General features: G+C 42.4%; 18 protein-coding genes and 2 pseudogenes. 6 read left to right on the top strand and 14 right to left on the bottom strand.

Going from position 1 to position 17,096, the window contains the following annotated elements; translation table 11 throughout:
• Positions 1-5: 5 nt before the first annotated feature.
• The 8 genes and pseudogenes from AC5SXE_RS05150 to AC5SXE_RS05115 all read right to left on the bottom strand — a co-directional run bounded on the left by AC5SXE_RS05150 (position 6) and on the right by AC5SXE_RS05115 (position 7,044).
• Positions 6-521 carry a TRAP transporter small permease gene (locus AC5SXE_RS05150; RefSeq protein ID WP_303881453.1) on the bottom strand — a complete coding sequence of 172 codons (516 nt, stop codon included), beginning with the start codon at positions 519-521 and terminating at the stop codon, positions 6-8.
• A gap of 124 nt (positions 522-645) precedes the next feature.
• Positions 646-1,641 (bottom strand): TRAP transporter substrate-binding protein, encoded by a 996-nt coding sequence (locus tag AC5SXE_RS05145; RefSeq protein WP_303881450.1) that lies wholly within the window; start codon positions 1,639-1,641, stop codon positions 646-648.
• A gap of 107 nt (positions 1,642-1,748) precedes the next feature.
• Positions 1,749-2,579 (bottom strand): 5-dehydro-4-deoxy-D-glucuronate isomerase, encoded by an 831-nt coding sequence (gene kduI, locus AC5SXE_RS05140; RefSeq protein ID WP_493916841.1) that lies wholly within the window; start codon positions 2,577-2,579, stop codon positions 1,749-1,751.
• A 134-nt stretch (positions 2,580-2,713) separates the two neighbouring features.
• Positions 2,714-3,652: a C-terminal binding protein gene (locus AC5SXE_RS05135; RefSeq protein ID WP_493916840.1), complete on the bottom strand. Its 939-nt coding sequence runs from the start codon at positions 3,650-3,652 to the stop codon at positions 2,714-2,716.
• A 14-nt stretch (positions 3,653-3,666) separates the two neighbouring features.
• Positions 3,667-4,431, bottom strand: coding sequence for an SDR family NAD(P)-dependent oxidoreductase (locus tag AC5SXE_RS05130; RefSeq protein WP_303881443.1), 765 nt, complete (start codon positions 4,429-4,431; stop codon positions 3,667-3,669).
• Positions 4,432-4,467: 36 nt separating this feature from the next.
• On the bottom strand, positions 4,468-5,481 hold the full coding sequence (locus AC5SXE_RS05125; protein ID WP_303881441.1) for a zinc-dependent alcohol dehydrogenase: 1,014 nt from the start codon (positions 5,479-5,481) through the stop codon (positions 4,468-4,470).
• 131 nt (positions 5,482-5,612) lie between these two features.
• Positions 5,613-6,574: pseudogene (gene eda / locus AC5SXE_RS05120) on the bottom strand (bifunctional 4-hydroxy-2-oxoglutarate aldolase/2-dehydro-3-deoxy-phosphogluconate aldolase).
• A gap of 275 nt (positions 6,575-6,849) precedes the next feature.
• Positions 6,850-7,044, bottom strand: coding sequence for a transposase (locus AC5SXE_RS05115; protein WP_369693122.1), 195 nt, complete (start codon positions 7,042-7,044; stop codon positions 6,850-6,852).
• 414 nt (positions 7,045-7,458) lie between these two features.
• On the opposite strand from AC5SXE_RS05115, the gene AC5SXE_RS05110 reads away from it, so the two are divergent.
• From AC5SXE_RS05110 to AC5SXE_RS05095, 4 genes are all read left to right on the top strand, one after another.
• Entirely contained in the window at positions 7,459-7,749 is a 291-nt protein-coding gene (locus tag AC5SXE_RS05110) for a hypothetical protein (RefSeq protein WP_493916839.1), read from the top strand.
• The gene (locus AC5SXE_RS05105; protein ID WP_493916838.1) at positions 7,661-8,524 is read left to right on the top strand and encodes an alkaline phosphatase; all 864 of its coding nucleotides are present in this window, start codon (positions 7,661-7,663) and stop codon (positions 8,522-8,524) included. The genes AC5SXE_RS05110 and AC5SXE_RS05105 overlap by 89 nt, the downstream gene beginning before the upstream one ends.
• 568 nt (positions 8,525-9,092) lie before the next feature.
• Positions 9,093-9,323 carry a hypothetical protein gene (locus tag AC5SXE_RS05100; protein WP_493916837.1) on the top strand — a complete coding sequence of 77 codons (231 nt, stop codon included), beginning with the start codon at positions 9,093-9,095 and terminating at the stop codon, positions 9,321-9,323.
• A 246-nt stretch (positions 9,324-9,569) separates the two neighbouring features.
• Positions 9,570-11,600, top strand: coding sequence for a methyl-accepting chemotaxis protein (locus tag AC5SXE_RS05095; protein WP_303881430.1), 2,031 nt, complete (start codon positions 9,570-9,572; stop codon positions 11,598-11,600).
• On the opposite strand, the pseudogene AC5SXE_RS05090 reads toward AC5SXE_RS05095, so the two are convergent.
• The 5 genes and pseudogenes from AC5SXE_RS05090 to mntA form a co-directional block, all read right to left on the bottom strand.
• Positions 11,540-11,773, bottom strand: a pseudogene (locus AC5SXE_RS05090) (hypothetical protein); the annotation flags it as partial. The gene AC5SXE_RS05095 and the pseudogene AC5SXE_RS05090 overlap by 61 nt on opposite strands.
• Positions 11,706-12,107: a 3-methyl-2-oxobutanoate hydroxymethyltransferase gene (locus AC5SXE_RS05085; RefSeq protein WP_493916836.1), complete on the bottom strand. Its 402-nt coding sequence runs from the start codon at positions 12,105-12,107 to the stop codon at positions 11,706-11,708. The gene AC5SXE_RS05085 and the pseudogene AC5SXE_RS05090, both read right to left, overlap by 68 nt.
• Entirely contained in the window at positions 12,034-12,279 is a 246-nt protein-coding gene (locus AC5SXE_RS05080; protein ID WP_369693120.1) for a TRAP transporter large permease subunit, read from the bottom strand. Before AC5SXE_RS05080 ends, AC5SXE_RS05085 begins: the two co-directional genes overlap by 74 nt.
• 596 nt (positions 12,280-12,875) lie before the next feature.
• Complete coding sequence (gene hepT / locus AC5SXE_RS05075) at positions 12,876-13,298, bottom strand: type VII toxin-antitoxin system HepT family RNase toxin (protein ID WP_493916835.1); 423 nt, start codon at positions 13,296-13,298, stop codon at positions 12,876-12,878.
• The gene (gene mntA, locus AC5SXE_RS05070) at positions 13,291-13,698 is read right to left on the bottom strand and encodes a type VII toxin-antitoxin system MntA family adenylyltransferase antitoxin (RefSeq protein WP_493916834.1); all 408 of its coding nucleotides are present in this window, start codon (positions 13,696-13,698) and stop codon (positions 13,291-13,293) included. Before mntA ends, hepT begins: the two co-directional genes overlap by 8 nt.
• A gap of 231 nt (positions 13,699-13,929) precedes the next feature.
• Between mntA and AC5SXE_RS05065 the strand changes: the two genes are divergently transcribed.
• Positions 13,930-14,511, top strand: coding sequence for a flavodoxin family protein (locus AC5SXE_RS05065; RefSeq protein ID WP_493916833.1), 582 nt, complete (start codon positions 13,930-13,932; stop codon positions 14,509-14,511).
• 252 nt (positions 14,512-14,763) lie between these two features.
• The gene (locus tag AC5SXE_RS05060; protein ID WP_310847331.1) at positions 14,764-15,243 is read left to right on the top strand and encodes a hypothetical protein; all 480 of its coding nucleotides are present in this window, start codon (positions 14,764-14,766) and stop codon (positions 15,241-15,243) included.
• Between the two features lie 138 nt (positions 15,244-15,381).
• Here AC5SXE_RS05060 and AC5SXE_RS05055 read toward each other — a convergent pair whose 3' ends face one another.
• Positions 15,382-16,521: an IS110 family transposase gene (locus tag AC5SXE_RS05055; RefSeq protein ID WP_493916832.1), complete on the bottom strand. Its 1,140-nt coding sequence runs from the start codon at positions 16,519-16,521 to the stop codon at positions 15,382-15,384.
• Between the last annotated feature and the right edge of the window lie 575 nt (positions 16,522-17,096).

The raw sequence follows: 17,096 nt of genomic DNA, 5'->3' as shown, positions 1-17,096 counted from the left end.
CTTCCTCAATGATTATGACTATTAATAAAACATGCAAATATATCTTTTAATATGAAAAAAACACTAAAATATGCTGTAACATATCCACAAATTGGTAATGCGATATATATTTGGCCTATTGTTATAGACGGAATGGCTGAATTTACTTGCTTCATACAGTTAATAACGGCCACACTACCGCCTCTAATAAGCACAAAAACAGCAAACCAAAGTATTGCAATTTGACTTAAGATATCAAGCACCAACTTCTTTTTTCCCTTCGCTTTATCCGAAATAACTCCCATATTCATATGTCCACCTATTTCTCCGAAAAGGTATGCTGCCGAGAGAAGTACCATCCACACAAACAATATGGTCGACAACTCTTCAGTAATACTGCTTGGATTGCTTAAGACATATCTTGAAAAAACCTGCCATGTAACAGCACAAACTAGCGCAACCATTACCACCACGCAAACTCCTGCTAGAATTTTTCTTAACAAAACATGTATTTGTTGCATCATATTAAGAATTCGCAACATGGAACCAACTCCCTTTTCAAGGACAACTCAAACTCCAAAAACAATTAAATAGCCATGGAGTTTGAGTTGTCAGTTAAAAATTAATCACGATTACATTTTTTACACAATATCGCTAGTGAGTTTCTTAATTGCGAGAACTTCTATATTCCAAAATTTGCTTATATATTTGCTTCGCAGCTGGAGTGGTAAGTTTGGACTCTGTTAGAGGTGCCACAGCTTCCTGAAAAGGTGTTATGTCTGGATAAGTAATAACTAAATTTTCGCATTTCGATTTAACATTCGCAAGCGCAGTTTTCACAGCGTCATCAAAAGAACTGTACTCAAGATCAATAGCTTTTGGTATTTCTGCCTCAAAAATTGCCTTCACATTATCTGGAAGCAAATTCCAAACCTCAGTGCTAATCGTAAGTACGTCTGGCTGCATTAAATGCTTGGTGTAACTATAACAAGGCGCTACCTCGTAATGCAAAAGAGAGTTGTATATCAGTTCATTGTTTTCAGCCCCATCGATTACTCCCGTCTGAATTGCTGTATAAACATCACCTTGCCCCATTGAGATACCTGTACCACCCATCATATTCATCATAGAAATCATTGTATCCGATTGCATTACTCGAATCTTCAGTCCATTAAGGTCACTAGGTGAATTTATTGGCTTTTTACAATAAACATTCCGTACACCACCATGAAACGCAGCTAAGACTTTAATTCCATGTGGCTCTAGAGAACGATACAAATCCCCAACAATCTCAGGATTGTTTACAATCGCTTTTTGCTCATCAACGCTTTCAAACATATATGGAAGATTAAAAACGGCAAAATCGGAATTCCAGTTTTCAAGTAGTGCATTAGCTACAATAGCCATAGCGATTGTCCCAGATTGAACCATTTCAAGTGTTTCTTTTTGCGCTCCAAGAAGCTCATTTGGAAATATCTGAACCTCGTACTCTCCTTTCGTCTTATCCTTCAAAATTTTTCCGAACTGCTCCATTGCAATATACTGAGGGTGACTTTTATCTTGGTTAAATGCAATTTTAAGAGTAGTTGCCGCTGAGGCCGTATTAATGAACACTATCGAAATAACTAACCCAATAATTACGCCCACCAAACGCCTTTTCATAAAAAACCCTCCTTAAAATGTTAAAATGATCTTTGAAACCAAACATATCGTATTTATCACTGTTAATTAATCACCTCTATCTCCTTTTGCTTTCAATGATACAGAAGCTATCTTATAACATCCATTGGAATATTATCCATATCATCATAATCTTTATTTTCACCACACATAGACCATATGAATTTATAATTCTTAGTGCCAACGCCTGCGTGTATGGACCAGCATGGAGAAATGACAACTTCTTCGTTTTTTACCACAATATGCCTGGTTTCGTGAGGCAACCCCATAAAATGAAAAACCCTTGCATCTTCTTCCATATCGAAATACATATAGACTTCCATTCGCATCTCATGGATGTGACATGGCATGGTATTCCATGCACTTCCTTCTTCAATTGCTGTCATTCCCATTGCAAGTTGACAAGTATCGAGAATATCATCGTGAATATATTTATTTATCTGTCTCTTATTTACATCAGCTGCGCTTCCAGCTTTTGTATGAATTGCTTCATCATAAGAAATTTTTCTGGTTGGACAAGATCTGTGTGCGGGACAGCTTGCAATATAGAATTTTGCAGGATCCTCTAATGATTCGGAGGAAAAGCTTAACTTTTTTGACCCTTTACCAACATATATAGCTTCATATTTATCGATGAGATATTCCGTATTATCAACGGTAACTACTCCTTTGCCGCCAATATTTATAGCTCCTAGTTCTCTTCTTTCTAAAAAATATTCTGCACGAAGTTCTTCCGCAGCTTCAAGATTAAGCACTTTATGCGACAGGCATGATTCCTCCAAATATGATCCTATCTTGATGGCTATAGTAGAGATTGATAAATCCGGACTAAAAATTCTTCCTACGTGAAACTTTTCTCGCAATTCCTCAGTGTCGTATTTCTTAACATCATCCGGGTGATTAGAATAAAACACTTTCATAAATAGGACACCTCCCAATTATAGTAAAAACAGGTTATTATTTTAATTCTTGCTAGTAAGAAATTTTCTTACTAATATCCCATTTGCTCCATAACAAATGTATTTATCTGGGTGCTCTGGGAGCATTCACGGGATCACGTAACTTTTCTCCTTTGCTGAAAGCGTACGGCTTCTTCGGCCACCTTCCTTTTTAGCTCCCTATAGGCTTCCTCGGAGTACCAAGACATATGAGGCGTAGGTAAAAAATTATCATGCTTGTATAGAGGATGACCACCTATTACTGGTTCATTTTCCATGCAGTCCAAAGCTGCTCCTCCTATTTCCCCTATAGCAAGAGCTTCATCCAGGTCTTTTTCATTAACAATACCTCCACGTGCAGTATTTATTAAATATGCACTTTTTTTCATTTTTCTAAAAGCGTTCATATCAAACATGCCCTTTGTATCTTCATTTAATGGAGTATGAATAGAGATGATATCCGACTCCCTCAACAATGTGTCGAAATCCACGCTTTTAACAAACTCCAAGCCATTTGCCTCGCATGGATGAACAAAAGGATCATAACAAATAATATTAGAAGTCAAAGGGCGCACCTTATGGGCAAAGTTACGCCCTATCCTACCCATTCCGCATATACCTATAGTGAGACAATTAAAACGATGAATTGGAACTGCTTTTGTGTAATCCCAATTGCCAGCTTTTGTATCGTTTACCATAATCACAGTTTTACGAACTAAAGCAAACATAAGGGCCATGGCTTGTTCAGCGACTTCGTTCATGCCATAATCGGGGACATTACATACTATAACTCCATACTTAGTTGCGGCATCCAAATCAACATTGTCGACACCTACGCCATAGCGAATAACTATTTTTAAATTTGGGAGTTCTCTAATCACTCTTTCCGTAATAGGTGCATATTGATTAATAAATATCTCCGCTTCTCCGCATTTTTGAATAACGTCATCTTCAGTTCGACATTGTAAAAGCTTAAATTCTAGACCTGCTGCATTTAATATATCCTCTTCGATTTTGATGCTATCATGATCACAATCCGTTATTATAACCTTCACTTAAAATCAACCTCCTAACATGCGAGGTATCCGCCGTCTACAGGAATTATGGCCCCATTGAGGTAGTCCGATGCCGATGATGCTAAAAAAATCACGGGCCCTTTCATATCCTCAGGTGTACCCCATCTATGAGCGGGAATTCTATCTGTTATTGTTTTGTATCTTGGATTTGATGGATCCATAAGTGCTGTATTCATTTCAGTGGCCATATACCCGGGAGCTAGCGCATTGACGTTGATGCCAGAGCCGGCCCATTCATTACAAAGTGCTTTTGTAAGCTGAGCTACACCGCCTTTGCTGGCAGCATAAGCTGGAACAGTTAAACCGCCAAAAAAGGAAAGCATAGATGCAACATTGATTATTTTTCCCTTTCCCTGTTTAAGCATTACCTTGCCAGCCATTTGACACATGCGAAAAACTGCTGTGAGATTCACTTCAATAACATAGTTCCAATCATCCAAGGGAAACTCCTCTGATTTGTGGCGTCTTTGTACGCCAGCGCAATTAACTAAAATATCTAGTCGATTATCAAGCAAATTCAGACCTTTTTCAAAGGCAATCTTTCTTTCCTCTTCCAAGCTCAAGTCTACTACCAAGCCATAACATGTATAACCTTTTTTGGTATATTCATCTGCTATTGTCAGTATTTTATTTGAAGTAGCAAAAAGGACAGCCTTTACTCCAGACTCCATAAGAGCTTCAGCCATTGCAGCACCCAATCCACGGCTGGCTCCTGTTACCATTGCTGTTTTACCCCTAAGATCAAACATATTTGGCATTTGTTTCTCTCCTTAATTATTCTATGTGCTTTTTTTCTATTTACTGCAGTCTATAAGGACTTTGACAGTGTTATTTTTAGGATCAGCTATCATGTCAAAAACACTCTCGCTTTCCGAGAGTGGTATGACGTGAGAAACTATCTTCTCGAGATCTTGATTAACCTTCTCGGTGTATTCCACGGCTTGTTTAAACTCTTCTTTCGTATATACGCGAGTCCCGACTAGATTTTGCTCTTTAAAATTGAGTTGCTGCAAGTTAACTGGATGGGGTTGCTTATGCACGGATGTCATGCATATTGATCCACTGACCCTTGTAATCGCGGTCATTTGAAGTGCTGCTGCCGCAGAACCGCTGCATTCAAAAAGTACATCACAACCTTCATTATCCGTGCCCTTTTTTACAATTCTTTCTAAGTCGTCTCTCTGTGGATTAATGGGGACCATTTCAAAGGATTCTGCAAGATTAAGGCGTGTATCAATTAAATCCGAGATATATACTTTGGATGCACCAAACTTCTTAAGCATTATACCAGTAAGCATCCCTATTGGACCTGCACCAATAACAACAGCCGTATCAAGGGCTTGAAAGCCACTCTGATGAATTGATCTTACAATAACTGCCAAAGGCTCAGTAACCGCGGCTGCCTTGTCAGACGTTCTGTCTGGAACTTTAAATAGCATATCTTCATCAACGTAAATGTACTCGCAAATACCGCCATCAGTGTCAATACCAATAAGTCCTAAATGGTTGCAAACGTGAGCATTGCCAGTACGACATGCACGACATTGGCCACAAGAAATAAGAGGGTATGCTACAACCCTGTCACCTTTTTTGAATTTTTTCCCATCTTCTTCGACGATACCAACAAACTCATGCCCCAATACCAGAGGTGGTTTCGCCCTCGGGTGGGTTCCAAGAAAAATGCCTATGTCAGAGCCGCAGATTCCACAAAATTTAATTCTAAGCTTTACTGCACCGGGCTTTTGTAGAGAGTCATGTATATTTCTTACTTCTACCTTCTTGGGAGCTGCATATATAAGCGCTTTCATTATATTGCCTCCTTACACAATTACATTCCAACACATGCCACTGGCAAGGATAACTTTAGACTGTTAGTATTTCACTATGCAAATTAACTGCGCACAATCCCTCCCTTTTTAATAAACTGCATTTCTCCATCCTATTTTTTGCTAAGATGTAAAGAAAAGCCCATAACCTCCTTATCGAGATAAGCGAGAGTAATCTTGCCTTTTTCCTGCTTTATGGTTTCCTTTATCGGGTGGATGCCGAATGTTGAAAGCCACGCGAGTGCCCTCTCCACCGAAAGAGTGGATAAAGCGATATGACCATTAGTGCCACGCCCTTTTGATTTTATGATCTCAAATATCGTGCCGACGAAAATGGAGCTGTCGCCTTCCTTAGCGGGCATGCCAAACATTTCGGAGAGAAGTTTTGCATTGGCTAAGCTTTCTTCGGCATTGCTCCCGTTGATGCCGACGTGAAGAAGATCGAACCCCAAAGAAAGCAACCTGGCCTCATGGCAAAGCCTTTCAACCGTTTTAAAATCACATGCTTCGACTGCTTCGCTTGGGACCATCCAACTTCCTCCGACCGCAAAGACATTTGAACATGCAAGATATTCCGCCAGGTTTTTTGTATTCACACCACCTGTTGGGATAAAAGATGCTTTACCTTCGTAAGGACCGTCAAGGGCTTTGAGCGTCTTAACTCCACCTGATGCTTCTGCGGGAAGAACTTAAGGACTTCAAGGCCCATCTCCAATGCCTCTTCGACAAGGCTTGGCGTATTGACACCAGGAATTATCGGTATGCCTACTTCTTGGCAAAAAGCTACAACCTTAGGGTTTAGACCAGGCGTAACAATAAAACTAGCACCAGCAGCCTTTGCCTTTTTTACTTGTTCTGTAGTTGTGACAGTACCAGCGCCAACCAAAAGATCGGAAAATTCCTTTGACAAAATCCTTATAGATTCTTCAGCTGCGTCGGTGCGAAAGGTGATCTCAGCAACAGGAATGCTTCCCTTTAATAGCGCCTTGCCAAGATCATAAGCCAGCTCTGCCGAACTAAGTTTTACAACCGGAATAATACCTATTGATCCAATTTTACAAAAAATATCATTCATATTTATCAGCATATTTGTCAGATCCTCCTCAATGATACAATAATTTAAATTACTGCAACATATGTTTTAACACTTTATTGAAAATAAATATTTTGACGCTAACAACCTTACCGTACTGTGTTTCATAATTTCACATTTCGTATTATCGTTTCCCTAGGTGGTTTTTTTATGATAAACCTTTAAATATATTTGTCAAGGTCATATAATGATCGAGTAAATATTCTTTCTTGGTACGGGTCAAATAATTTAACAAATGGAGATAAGTACCAGCAAGTCTAGCCAATATCGAAGTAGCTTAAGTCCCTGCTTTGAAACTCCTCGAAATCCTTGTGTAAAGCACCGCTATAGTTGCTTACTGCAGATTTGCTTAAAATCGCATCTCGTATGACTTCAATGAGGGTGTCTTTTATATCCCTTGTAGAAAGGACACTTGCGTAAGCTGTTAGCCAGCCTTTCGAGTGTTTGGGTATTTCTCTTGAAAAATGTCCCGAGTTTTGAACTGAAGGGCTTTTCGCGCCCTCTAACTTTAAGCTTTAATACGCAGATGTTTCCTTCAGTGGCCTTTAGGACGTAACCCCGATGACTCACTCTTTTACTAAATACATCTACTAGCCCTTGCCTTAAAGATAAAGCATGACCTGCACCATCTCTTAAAAAAGGACACTTCCCTCCTTCTATTTCCGCTCCCTCGCAATTGTGACATAAGTTTAACTAATTTTAAATAAATCGGTAACCTTTCCCAGATAGAATTAATGTCAGTGGAAATTTTGTTTGGAAAGGAGGGAGTTGTATATTTTCGCTGAAGATAAAGCCACAAGTACGGTAATTATGCATTACCACCCGCAAAGGCAAGAAAAATCTTTAAAAGGAGGAGGCTATTAATAATGAAGATGCGTATTTTTTCAATATGGGCAACTGTCTTCCTGCTTCTTGTTACCATACTTGCCGGAGGAGCTGTAGCCCAAGAGGCAATGCCGAAAAATATAATACTGATGATTGGCGACGGAATGGGCTTCCCGCAACTTACATTGGGAAGACTGGCCAAAGGAAGTCTCGGTATAAGAAGAGTGCCCTGTTGGAGGTGCAATGACAACGCATCCTTTGCCGTCAAGCGGTGTTATCACAGACTCAGCTGCAGCAGGTACAGCTTTGGCTACTGGATACAAAACCGATAACGGGATTATATCTCAAACACCGGAGGGCAAAGCTCTCTACACCGTTTTAGAAAATGCCCGCGACAAAGGAAAAGCGACTGGGCTTGTAACCACAACTCGAATAACCCATGCAACGCCTGCGGTATTCGCCGCCCACATAGACGACAGGGATAACGAAAACGCCATAGCAGAACAGTTGGTTAACGCCGACGTAAACGTTTTTTTAGAAGGAAGCCATATGAGCTACGAGCTCGACAGAGACGTAAAAAAAGAGCCAAGCATCGCGGAAATGACAAAAGCCGCACTGGAGATATTGAGCAAAGATCAAGAAGGGTTCTTCCTCATGGTTGAGGGAGGAAGGATCGATCACGCATCTCATGCTAATGACACTCCAACGACAATGACTGATATGATGGCATTTGACGAGGCCGTCAAAGCGGCGCTTGATTTCGCTAAAATGGATGGCAACACACTCGTCATCGTTACTGCAGACCATGCCACCGGAGGGTTATCTATAGGCATGGGCGAGGAGCAGTGGGCAAAGCCTGAAGTTCTTTTTGACGTAAAGGGTTCTGTTGAAGAAAAAATCGCACCTATGTTAAAGGAAGATTCATCTGCCGAGGCAATCAAAAAGATCGCAGCCGAGTATATGGGCATAACAGACCTCACGGATGAGGAAATAGCTGCCATTCAAGTCAATGCCACTGCAGGAGTCATGGTTCGTATAGGTGCTAACATAAAAGAAGGTGACCACCTGGCCGCCCTCCTCGTATCCTCAGATGTTGTGTTGGTATAGGTGCTAACATAAAAGAAGATTACCCAGTAGGGATGAAGCCAAGTTCGCGAGAAATAGTTCACTCACCCGTCTCTGGTGTTGTAGAGTTTATCACCTTCGATTCCGATACTCACACGCTCATCATAACTATATCGTAACTATGTATGAAGGAAAATTAAAAAGAGACGGCGACATAGCAGAAAAGTCCGTTCGCCATGTCGCCGCTTCCAATTCCACTTCAGCCCTTTGATAAATATAGAAGCCCTTGAAATTTGGGCATTGGCTTTAAGGTTTGTTTAACTTCTTTCTTCATAATATTATAATATTGAAACTCTAATATTTAGAATATTTCAACTTCGCTTTGAGTTATAATACAGGCAAAGAGTTATAATGCAGGCAAAATGTGATATACTCCAGCTTTTATGGTATTTAACTCACGACCAAAAGTAGGTGTCTTGCTTACTAGCGTATTGACGCTATATATTTACAAATTGCATTAATAAATAGGAAGCCTACAGCTTCAGGAAGGCGTTAAAAATAAGAAAAATAAATTACGACGAACATGTGGAGAAAATTCAAGGAAAGATCTATGCGCCTGCGCATTGCAAGGGCTGCGCAGGCCGAGAGACCGTCGCTCAGGCGCCTCTTGACGGCCACTCAATATTTGATAACAGCCTGCAGGTCAAAACTTCGTGCTCTAGACTTTGAAAAATACCCAAGCGAAACGGTCGAAGGCTGCCATTTCCAAAACCTCAAGGTATTTGGTGATTTCCCCTGCGTATTCAACCTTAATGCGGCCTCGTCTATGGCCATGCTGTAGAAGAGATCGTCTGTCCTTAAAGAATAGCCCTCCAGCAATTCGCGATTTACCCCATAACGACCTTCATTATGTACTCGACGAAATTACTATAGAGCCGCGAAGTTATTGACTGGGAAAGGCCAATGTGTCATTATTAATATCGATTAAAAATGATTAAAAAATCAGAATTATCATTAACGTTTCAATCTAGAAAATCGAAGCGACATTGGTTTAACTTTAAGTTATATCAGGTTAGGGGGCAATTGAATGAAATCCATACGGACTAAGATATTGGTAAGCGTTCTTGCAATTGTAATAGCGTCTTTTGTCGTTATAGCTGTAACGTCCTACTTTCAAGTGTCAAAGCATGTAAATCACGTAACTGTTGATCTGTCGAAACAGATTACAAAGACTGTAGCAGGTCAAATTGACGAAACTATTCACGGGCTAATGAACAGAACGGAATCAGTAGCTTCTACCATTCGAGTGAGAAGCATGGATTGGGAACAGGCACGACAAGCGCTGATCGATCTTTCTAAGGCAGAGCCAGCCTTTGAATCGGGAATTTTAGCTTGGACCGACGGAAGGGCAGAGACCACTGACGGTCTATCTTTAGACATTTCCGATAGAAGCTATTTTAAGGCTATTTTTGAACAAAATACCAGATATGCAGTAAGCGAGGCTTTGATCTCGCAAGCCACACAAAGACCTGCTTTCGTTATAGCTTTCCCCGTCATAGATCAGGGGCAGAAGGTTGGCTTAGCCGGCTTTACCGTTTCCCTTGATAAATTGATCGAAATTACAAAAGACTTCACTCCCCTTGGCTTAGGTTACGTCGTCTTAACAGACAGTACTGGAACTATAGTCACTCACCCAAATGCCGATTACATCATGAAGCTTAAATTATCCGAGGCCGATTCCCAGGGCTTTAAAGGGTTATCTGCACTGGAAGCAAACATTCTCTCCGGAAAAGAGGGCATGGGCGACATATCCGATCCAAATGGCAAGCAGCTGAAGGTATTTTACAGTCCGCTAAATTACGCCAGCGGCTGGAGTGCTATGGTTATAATACCTTCGAGTGTCATCTCAAGTATTGCTTCCGAAAGCGTAATTCCCGTTATCATAACCATAATTGCAGCTTTAGTGCTTGTCAGTTTAATTATGTTTTTTGTCACCTCAAAGATAACAAAACCCTTGGCTGCAATAACGGGTTCCGTCGAAAAATTTGGTCAGGGATATCTGGACGTTAATTTCGAAGTAAAATCGCAAGACGAAATCGGCAGGATAGCATCAGCATGCAAAGATACAGTCGAAAAACTGAGACAAGTCGTTGCAGATGCCCTCAGCATAAGCAAAAAGCACAAAGATGCCTCTGCTGCCATGGCTTCAGCAACGCAGGAAATCACGGCGTCGCTTGATAGTATCAACAACTCTATGGAGGAGATCTACTCGCTGGCCGAAAGCAACTCCGCTGCAACCGAGGAGACGAGCGCAGGCATTGAAGAAGTGGCAAGCGGAGCACAACATGCGGCAAAAGGTGCAGTAGAAGCATCTGAGGCTGTAAGCAATGCCCAAAAAGCCGTAGAAGTAGCAAACAGGCAGATGATCGGCTGCACTAGGTCTTTAGAAATTGTTAGAAATATGGCGAGCGACAGCGTCGAAAAGACGAACCACCTCGTTTCCTCCCTACATTCAATTACTGAATTTGTCAACGTGATAACTGGCATCGCTGACCAGACCAACCTGCTTGCCTTGAATGCAGCCATAGAGGCTGCACGTGCAGGAGAACACGGCAGGGGTTTTGCCGTCGTCGCCGAGGAGGTTCGAAAATTGGCAGAAGAATCTTCAAAAGCTGCACAGGAGATCAACGATCTCATATCCGATCTAGATACTAATACAGATGCAACTGCCTCCACAATTAAAGAAACTATCGATATGACTATGAAGGTCATCAGAGCAGTCGGAAAAACGCAAAAGACATTGGAAAATGCTACAACGGAAGTCGCCAAGATTAGCGAATCAATACAGTCCCTGGCTTCCATAGCCGAGGAACAGTCCGCCTCCACGCAAGAGATGGCATCCGCAACAAACCAAATCACTAAGGACGCAATCAGGATGGTCGAACTGGTGGATAATATGAGAACGGCCTTGGAAGAGATCGGCAAGACTGCTGAAACGATCGCAGGTGACGCAGCAGGACTGGACGAAGGAGCGAGGAAACTTGAAGAAGTATTGTCCTACTTCAAGGCTGCCAGTGCGAAGGGTGCGCAGAGAGCAGCCCTGAAGCCTCTGGAGTAAATCAGGTTAGTTGCAGCGGAGAGGATGCATCTATTCGGCATGGATCCTGAAAAAGAGGCGGGGCCTTGTATGCCCGGGCCTGCTGCGGAACTGGCCAGGCTGAAGTTATGCGCAACGGCAGCACCAAACAACATCCTTAGGACAAATACAGCAGCATCGCCGTCTCCTCCCCCTCTCGTCCGCAAAAATTACACACAGAGAGCCTGCTCCTACGCCGATTGTAGGTATAGAGAGTTTTTCATCAATAAGAGTACCTAGAGCGGAAGGGAGACATTCTAAGACAATCGCAAACACTCCAGCCTCCTCAAAAGCAATCGCATTCTCAATCATCTTTTTTGCCGACTCAATACTCTTCCCCTGCACTTTAAATCCTCCAAAAGATGCAGCGGTCTGTGGAGTAAGACCAATATGTCCCATGACGGGAATTCCCGCTTTAACGACAGCTGCTGCCTTTTCTGCTGCATATAAATCTCCTTCCATTTTTACGCAGTCTGCGCCGTTCTTCATAAGGATACCCGCATTGTGAATGGCTTCTGTTTCGCAAGCCTGAAAGGTCTTTGTATTCGAGTTCTTTGTACACAAACTTACTTACAACAAAGGCATAAACACATGCCACAGCTGCCGCTTCTGTGGGAGTAAAGATTCCCCGGTATATCCCGCCAAGAATTATTAAAGGCATTATAAGCGCCCATAATGGCTTCCACAAAGGCAGACAATACGCTTTTCCACGTAATCTCAGGCCCCGAGGGCCCCGAGGGTCAGATCTTTACTTTTGAATATTTACCTAGCATGTTGCCTTAAAATGTTAATTTAAAGATCAAAGACATACTTTTCAATGCTACTTCTAACGTTAGGTATCATAGCAATAAATCGAAATGATTTAATTCTTACATTTAAAGCAGGAAGGATATATTTTATAGCGGGATTGAAGTTAAATGGACCTTACATCCTATTGCTTCAAGATGTCCTGCAAACAGGTCCAAAGCTTTTTCCACGTCGGGCGCGCCAGATTCATCGGCTGCATCGACGAAAAATAACGCGTCTTTCGTTTCTTGGGTAACGGCGCACAATTTGCTGTCTTGGTGATTTCAGAGCCAACAGCAAATCTTTTCTTCATCGGCATAGACGATGTGGCTTTCTTTGACGGGAATCTTCTCGCCTGAACCGAGGAGAACAAATACCTCTGGCCATGTGAGCATAAAGCCAGCCAACTAGTGTCCAAGTTGTGTTTTTAGATCTCCAGTGTGATCTCAATTTTCATAATATTCATTTGTTTTATTGCACAAACCCCCAATAGTGTAAAAGTGCCAAGTAAAACTCCTCAATGTCTTTCAAGTTATTTGCGAGTATGGACTTTAAAATGCCTAGGTCGAGGATCTGGTAATTGTGAACAGCTATATTTCTAAAGCCTGTCATTTTTACCATTTTTGAGGCAAGTTCTACGTCTATTATCCCTTTTTCTTTCAAAATAATGAAGTTATCTCTTATCCTTTCTGGAAGGCCTAAATTTTCGCAAGATATCGCATGGGCGGCAAGGTCTATGCAAGCCTGAATAGCACGCTGTAGGTTAAGTACAAAGATATCCTGCTTATCTATATCTTCTAGGCTTTCAGGGTAAAGACCCGTAACGTCACGAATTCTATCGAGACATTTTTGTATCTTTGCTACCTTCGCTAAAACTATGTCTTTGTCAGGCATAAAGACGCCTCCTCAAGATGTTTTCTTCAATTTCCCTGCGGCAATACTTCAAGTCGTCATACTCGTTTATCGTTGACACAAAAAACTGCTCGTAAGCTCCCCTTTCTGCATAAAGCAGGATACCTGTCTTTAACGCCTGCATTTTCATCACCGGACCGGCACTATCGAGGACTACCAGATCTACATCTTTTCCAAGCAGTTGAGTAAGCCGTTCTTTCAATTCTAAAACCTGCTTTATATCGAAAGATCTGCCAAAAAGCACGGCGACATCCACGTCGCTCTCTGGCCTTGCCGCCCTTTTGGCGTAAGAGCCGATTAGAAAGGCTAGTTTTGTTTTGTCTTCTCTGGCAAAAAAGTTGCGTAGCTTTGTTTCAATTTCTTTTTCGTTATTCAGATTCACAATACAGCATGACCGCCTTCTTTTGCTGACTTTAAAGCATTTTTTCAAGTTAACATCTTGCCCCCTGTTCCAATGGCCCAAATATAATTATAGCAGTTCAAGAACAGCTATAGCCGAACCGAAAGTTGAGGATTGGTCATGCAAAGTTGGGGCATTAGATGCTTAGCGTTTGGTATGCTGTCCATGTCAGGTTTTATATTGTTTGGGTAACCTAACAAGGATGTGTTGTAAGTGAAAGTTGTTGCCATTAACGGAAGTCCGAGAAAGAAGTGGAATACTGCTACTCTATTCAAGCATGCCCTAAAAGGGGCTGAGTTGGCGGGAGCCGAGACCAAGTTGATAGATCTTTATGACCTCGACTACAAAGGCTGCATGAGCTGCTTTGCCTGCAAATTAAAGGGCGGCGAAAGCTGTGGGAGGTGTGCCGTAAATGACGATTTGGATCCCCTTCTAGAGGAGACACGAACCGTTGATGCCCTGATCTTGGGATCTCCCATTTACTATGGAGACGTCACGGGAGAGATGAGGTCCTTCATGGAAAGGCTCTTTTTCCAATTTCCCATCTACGAGCCCGATGCCGCTGTCCGGCAGCCTAAAAAGGCCCGTACTGCATGGATCTACACGATGAACGTAACGGAAGAGCTCGCAAGACAGATGGGCTACGATCGGATATTTCGTGGCAACGTAGCGCTTCTTGAAAGGTTTTTCGGCCCCTGCGAGTCGCTTATGTGTTACGACACGCTGCAGTTCGACGATTACTCCAAGTACGCTGCCAGGCGCTTTGATCCCGTTGCCAAAAAGAGGCGCCACTAAGAGGTATTCCCCAAAGACTGCGAGCGTGCTTACAAGCTGGGTGTGAGGAACAAAATGTCCTTTATCTCTTGACAGGCAATACAGTATCTCACCCCAAAGCTTGACTGCAGCTTATCTGTTATTCATTAATATGAACTATCATATAAATGACTCTCTGTATTGACAATATGATTTCACAACATTATAATTTGTGACACGCATAATATTTTCAGAAGTCGCCGCCCCCAAATACTAAAGAGGGGGTAAATTAAAATGAAAAAAATACTGTTAATACTTTTCGCTTTATGCATAACAGGCGTTCCGTTCATCGCTTTTGCCGCATTGACACAGAAGGATTTTATTGGTTGTTCCTCATACGGTTGCACCTATAATATAGTTTGGGATGGATGGAAGGGATATCTGACGTTAGGGCCTGACGGAAAGACAGGGGAGCTAACTCAATCGTTGCCAAGCGGTGGACCTAAGTACTTTGCCGTCCGTTATAAGATAACCCTTAACCCACAGGATTCCGTCGAAGGCATGCAAGGCCCCGGCAATCAAAAACCAAGCTCGCTTGGGCACAGGATAGTATTTTGGGTTGACTTCAATAATACTCCCAAGAACCCAAAGGATGACCAGCGATTTGATGGGTATATGATGACACAGACAAAGGATGCCATCGCTGGGGTAACCTGGTGGAATGGCATTCCCTTTGGATTCTACGCCTATAATAAAACTGCTCCTTTAATATAAAAACAACCAATATGCAAGCTGCTCCAAAGTGTGATAAGTAATAAATAATGGGGGCGGCTATATTTTTTTACTTAGAATATTATGGGAATTTGAAAAATGATTTAGTAAAAGCTTTGGGGTCAGGTATTGTATTGACTGTCAAGGGCTAAAGGAAAAGGATATATAACCCTTTACAGCTTTGTTTGTTGAAGCCCATCTCGAGCGTGAACTGTTCACGCTCGATGTGTTTTTACCTACCTCAACATGTTCGCTTGTCCCTGTCGCTTCTTTCTGGCACGTCAAGTCACTACGTCTTTCCTCGGTTTCACCCTTTCTGACACGTCCCTCTGTTGCGGGGTAATCTGCAACAAAGGGCTTACCCGACTTATAGATGGCAAAAGCTATGAGCAGCAGTTTCCTGGCTGCAGCTATACGGGCCACTTTGTCCGGTTTTCCTGCAGCTTTGAGGCGCACATAAAGGGCCTTTACTTTAGGGTTGTATCTTGCAGCGGATAAGGTAGCTTGAAAGAGCGTCTTTCTTAGGCGTTTATTGCCTCGCTTGCTGATATGTGGCTTTGAGTACACCGATGTACCTGACTTTTTATCTATCGCATCCATCCCGACTAAAGCCACTATCTCTTTTCTGTTGGCGTTCGGAAAGGTGACGAAGAAGGCATAAAGGTGCAATGCCAGGACAACTCCTATTCCGGGGACACTCCTCAACAGTTCAAGCGTCTCTTTTTGTCCTCCTTCGACGATTATCTCCTCTGCCCGTTTTAAGATCTCCTTCTCCAGGGATAAAAGATGGCCTATCTCGTCTTCCAATAACTTCAAGAAATCTTCGGGCAGCAAGGGCTCATGCCTCAAGGCATCTAAGGCCCCCTGAAGGGCTATCCTGTTGCGCTGGACGATCCCGTAAAGCGCGAGGGCGCAGGAGACCTTTCTCGCTAATGCATCCTTGGGAGCGCTTTTTCCCGCATGATCCATCTTTCCGTAAATGTACAGAAGCTGTGAATCGCTTTTGTCGCTTTTGGACCTGATCTGCTCTAGGTTACGAAGGTGATGTATGGCCCGAGGGTTGACGGCCACGAAGGGTATGCCCAAATCTATGCATAGCTCCTCTAGGTTCCTTGAGTATGTGCTGGTAGGTTCGAAGACCACCTTAAAAGACGACTCCCTGGAGATCAAGAATTGACGCAAAGCTTGTAACCCTTCCTCGTTTGAGAAGGTATAATGCCTGTTTCCGTCAAATGCGACCAGCTCTTGCTTTCCTTCGTCGATTCCTATACACTCATTCATAGGTGAGCCTCCTTCGCTTTTCAAGTGATGGGGGTATAGGGGCTGCCCTCCGCTCCCTGTCTCGTGAATACGGACTGTGGGCATACCACGTCCCAGATACTGTCCGGGCTGTCGGGGGGCGGTCCGTCTGACCCTCGGTCTGACAAGATTGTCGACCTCGTCTTGATCGACCTGCCCATATTTCCTCCATCCCGAAGTAAGTATATAAGAGTAAGCATAGAAGCCCAAAGTCTATGTAGGATATGCTTATTGCCAAAAACCTTCGATGTTTCTATCGCTTACCACTTGCATATAAGCAGACACGAGACGCTCACTACTCCGCATTCACTCTCTCTTATTTGCAGGTCTGTCAGTTTTAATATACGAGGTCTTTAGTTTTGAATTTCAATATAGCAGTTTAATTAAATAGAACGATCACCTTACATTCTATGTGCGTTATTCTATTTAAATACCAAAACGAAATGCGCATAGAAAGTTTATTGAACGCGTACTGAGGGCATAGGCCACAAGGTCATTAAACCCCACTAATTTAGTTCTCTTGGAAAACGCATTTTAAGATATATAGCATATTTAGT

The sequence above is a fragment of the Acetomicrobium sp. genome (assembly GCF_059026225.1).
Note: the sequence above shows the minus strand (reverse complement) of the source record. Positions and strands in the feature narration are given on the sequence as shown.

Bases quoted from the DNA above. Each gene is read 5' to 3' on its own strand.
- AC5SXE_RS05150 (WP_303881453.1), bottom strand. From the start codon at position 521: ATGTTGCGAATTCTTAATATGATGCAACAAATACATGTTTTGTTAAGA.
- AC5SXE_RS05145 (WP_303881450.1), bottom strand. From the start codon at position 1,641: ATGAAAAGGCGTTTGGTGGGCGTAATTATTGGGTTAGTTATTTCGATA.
- kduI (WP_493916841.1), bottom strand. From the start codon at position 2,579: ATGAAAGTGTTTTATTCTAATCACCCGGATGATGTTAAGAAATACGAC.
- AC5SXE_RS05130 (WP_303881443.1), bottom strand. From the start codon at position 4,431: ATGCCAAATATGTTTGATCTTAGGGGTAAAACAGCAATGGTAACAGGA.
- AC5SXE_RS05125 (WP_303881441.1), bottom strand. From the start codon at position 5,481: ATGAAAGCGCTTATATATGCAGCTCCCAAGAAGGTAGAAGTAAGAAAT.
- AC5SXE_RS05110 (WP_493916839.1), top strand. From the start codon at position 7,459: ATGAAGATGCGTATTTTTTCAATATGGGCAACTGTCTTCCTGCTTCTT.
- AC5SXE_RS05105 (WP_493916838.1), top strand. From the start codon at position 7,661: ATGACAACGCATCCTTTGCCGTCAAGCGGTGTTATCACAGACTCAGCT.
- AC5SXE_RS05100 (WP_493916837.1), top strand. From the start codon at position 9,093: ATGCGCCTGCGCATTGCAAGGGCTGCGCAGGCCGAGAGACCGTCGCTC.
- AC5SXE_RS05095 (WP_303881430.1), top strand. From the start codon at position 9,570: ATGAAATCCATACGGACTAAGATATTGGTAAGCGTTCTTGCAATTGTA.
- AC5SXE_RS05085 (WP_493916836.1), bottom strand. From the start codon at position 12,107: ATGAAGAACGGCGCAGACTGCGTAAAAATGGAAGGAGATTTATATGCA.
- AC5SXE_RS05080 (WP_369693120.1), bottom strand. From the start codon at position 12,279: ATGCCTTTAATAATTCTTGGCGGGATATACCGGGGAATCTTTACTCCC.
- hepT (WP_493916835.1), bottom strand. From the start codon at position 13,298: ATGCCTGACAAAGACATAGTTTTAGCGAAGGTAGCAAAGATACAAAAA.
- AC5SXE_RS05060 (WP_310847331.1), top strand. From the start codon at position 14,764: ATGAAAAAAATACTGTTAATACTTTTCGCTTTATGCATAACAGGCGTT.
- AC5SXE_RS05055 (WP_493916832.1), bottom strand. From the start codon at position 16,521: ATGAATGAGTGTATAGGAATCGACGAAGGAAAGCAAGAGCTGGTCGCA.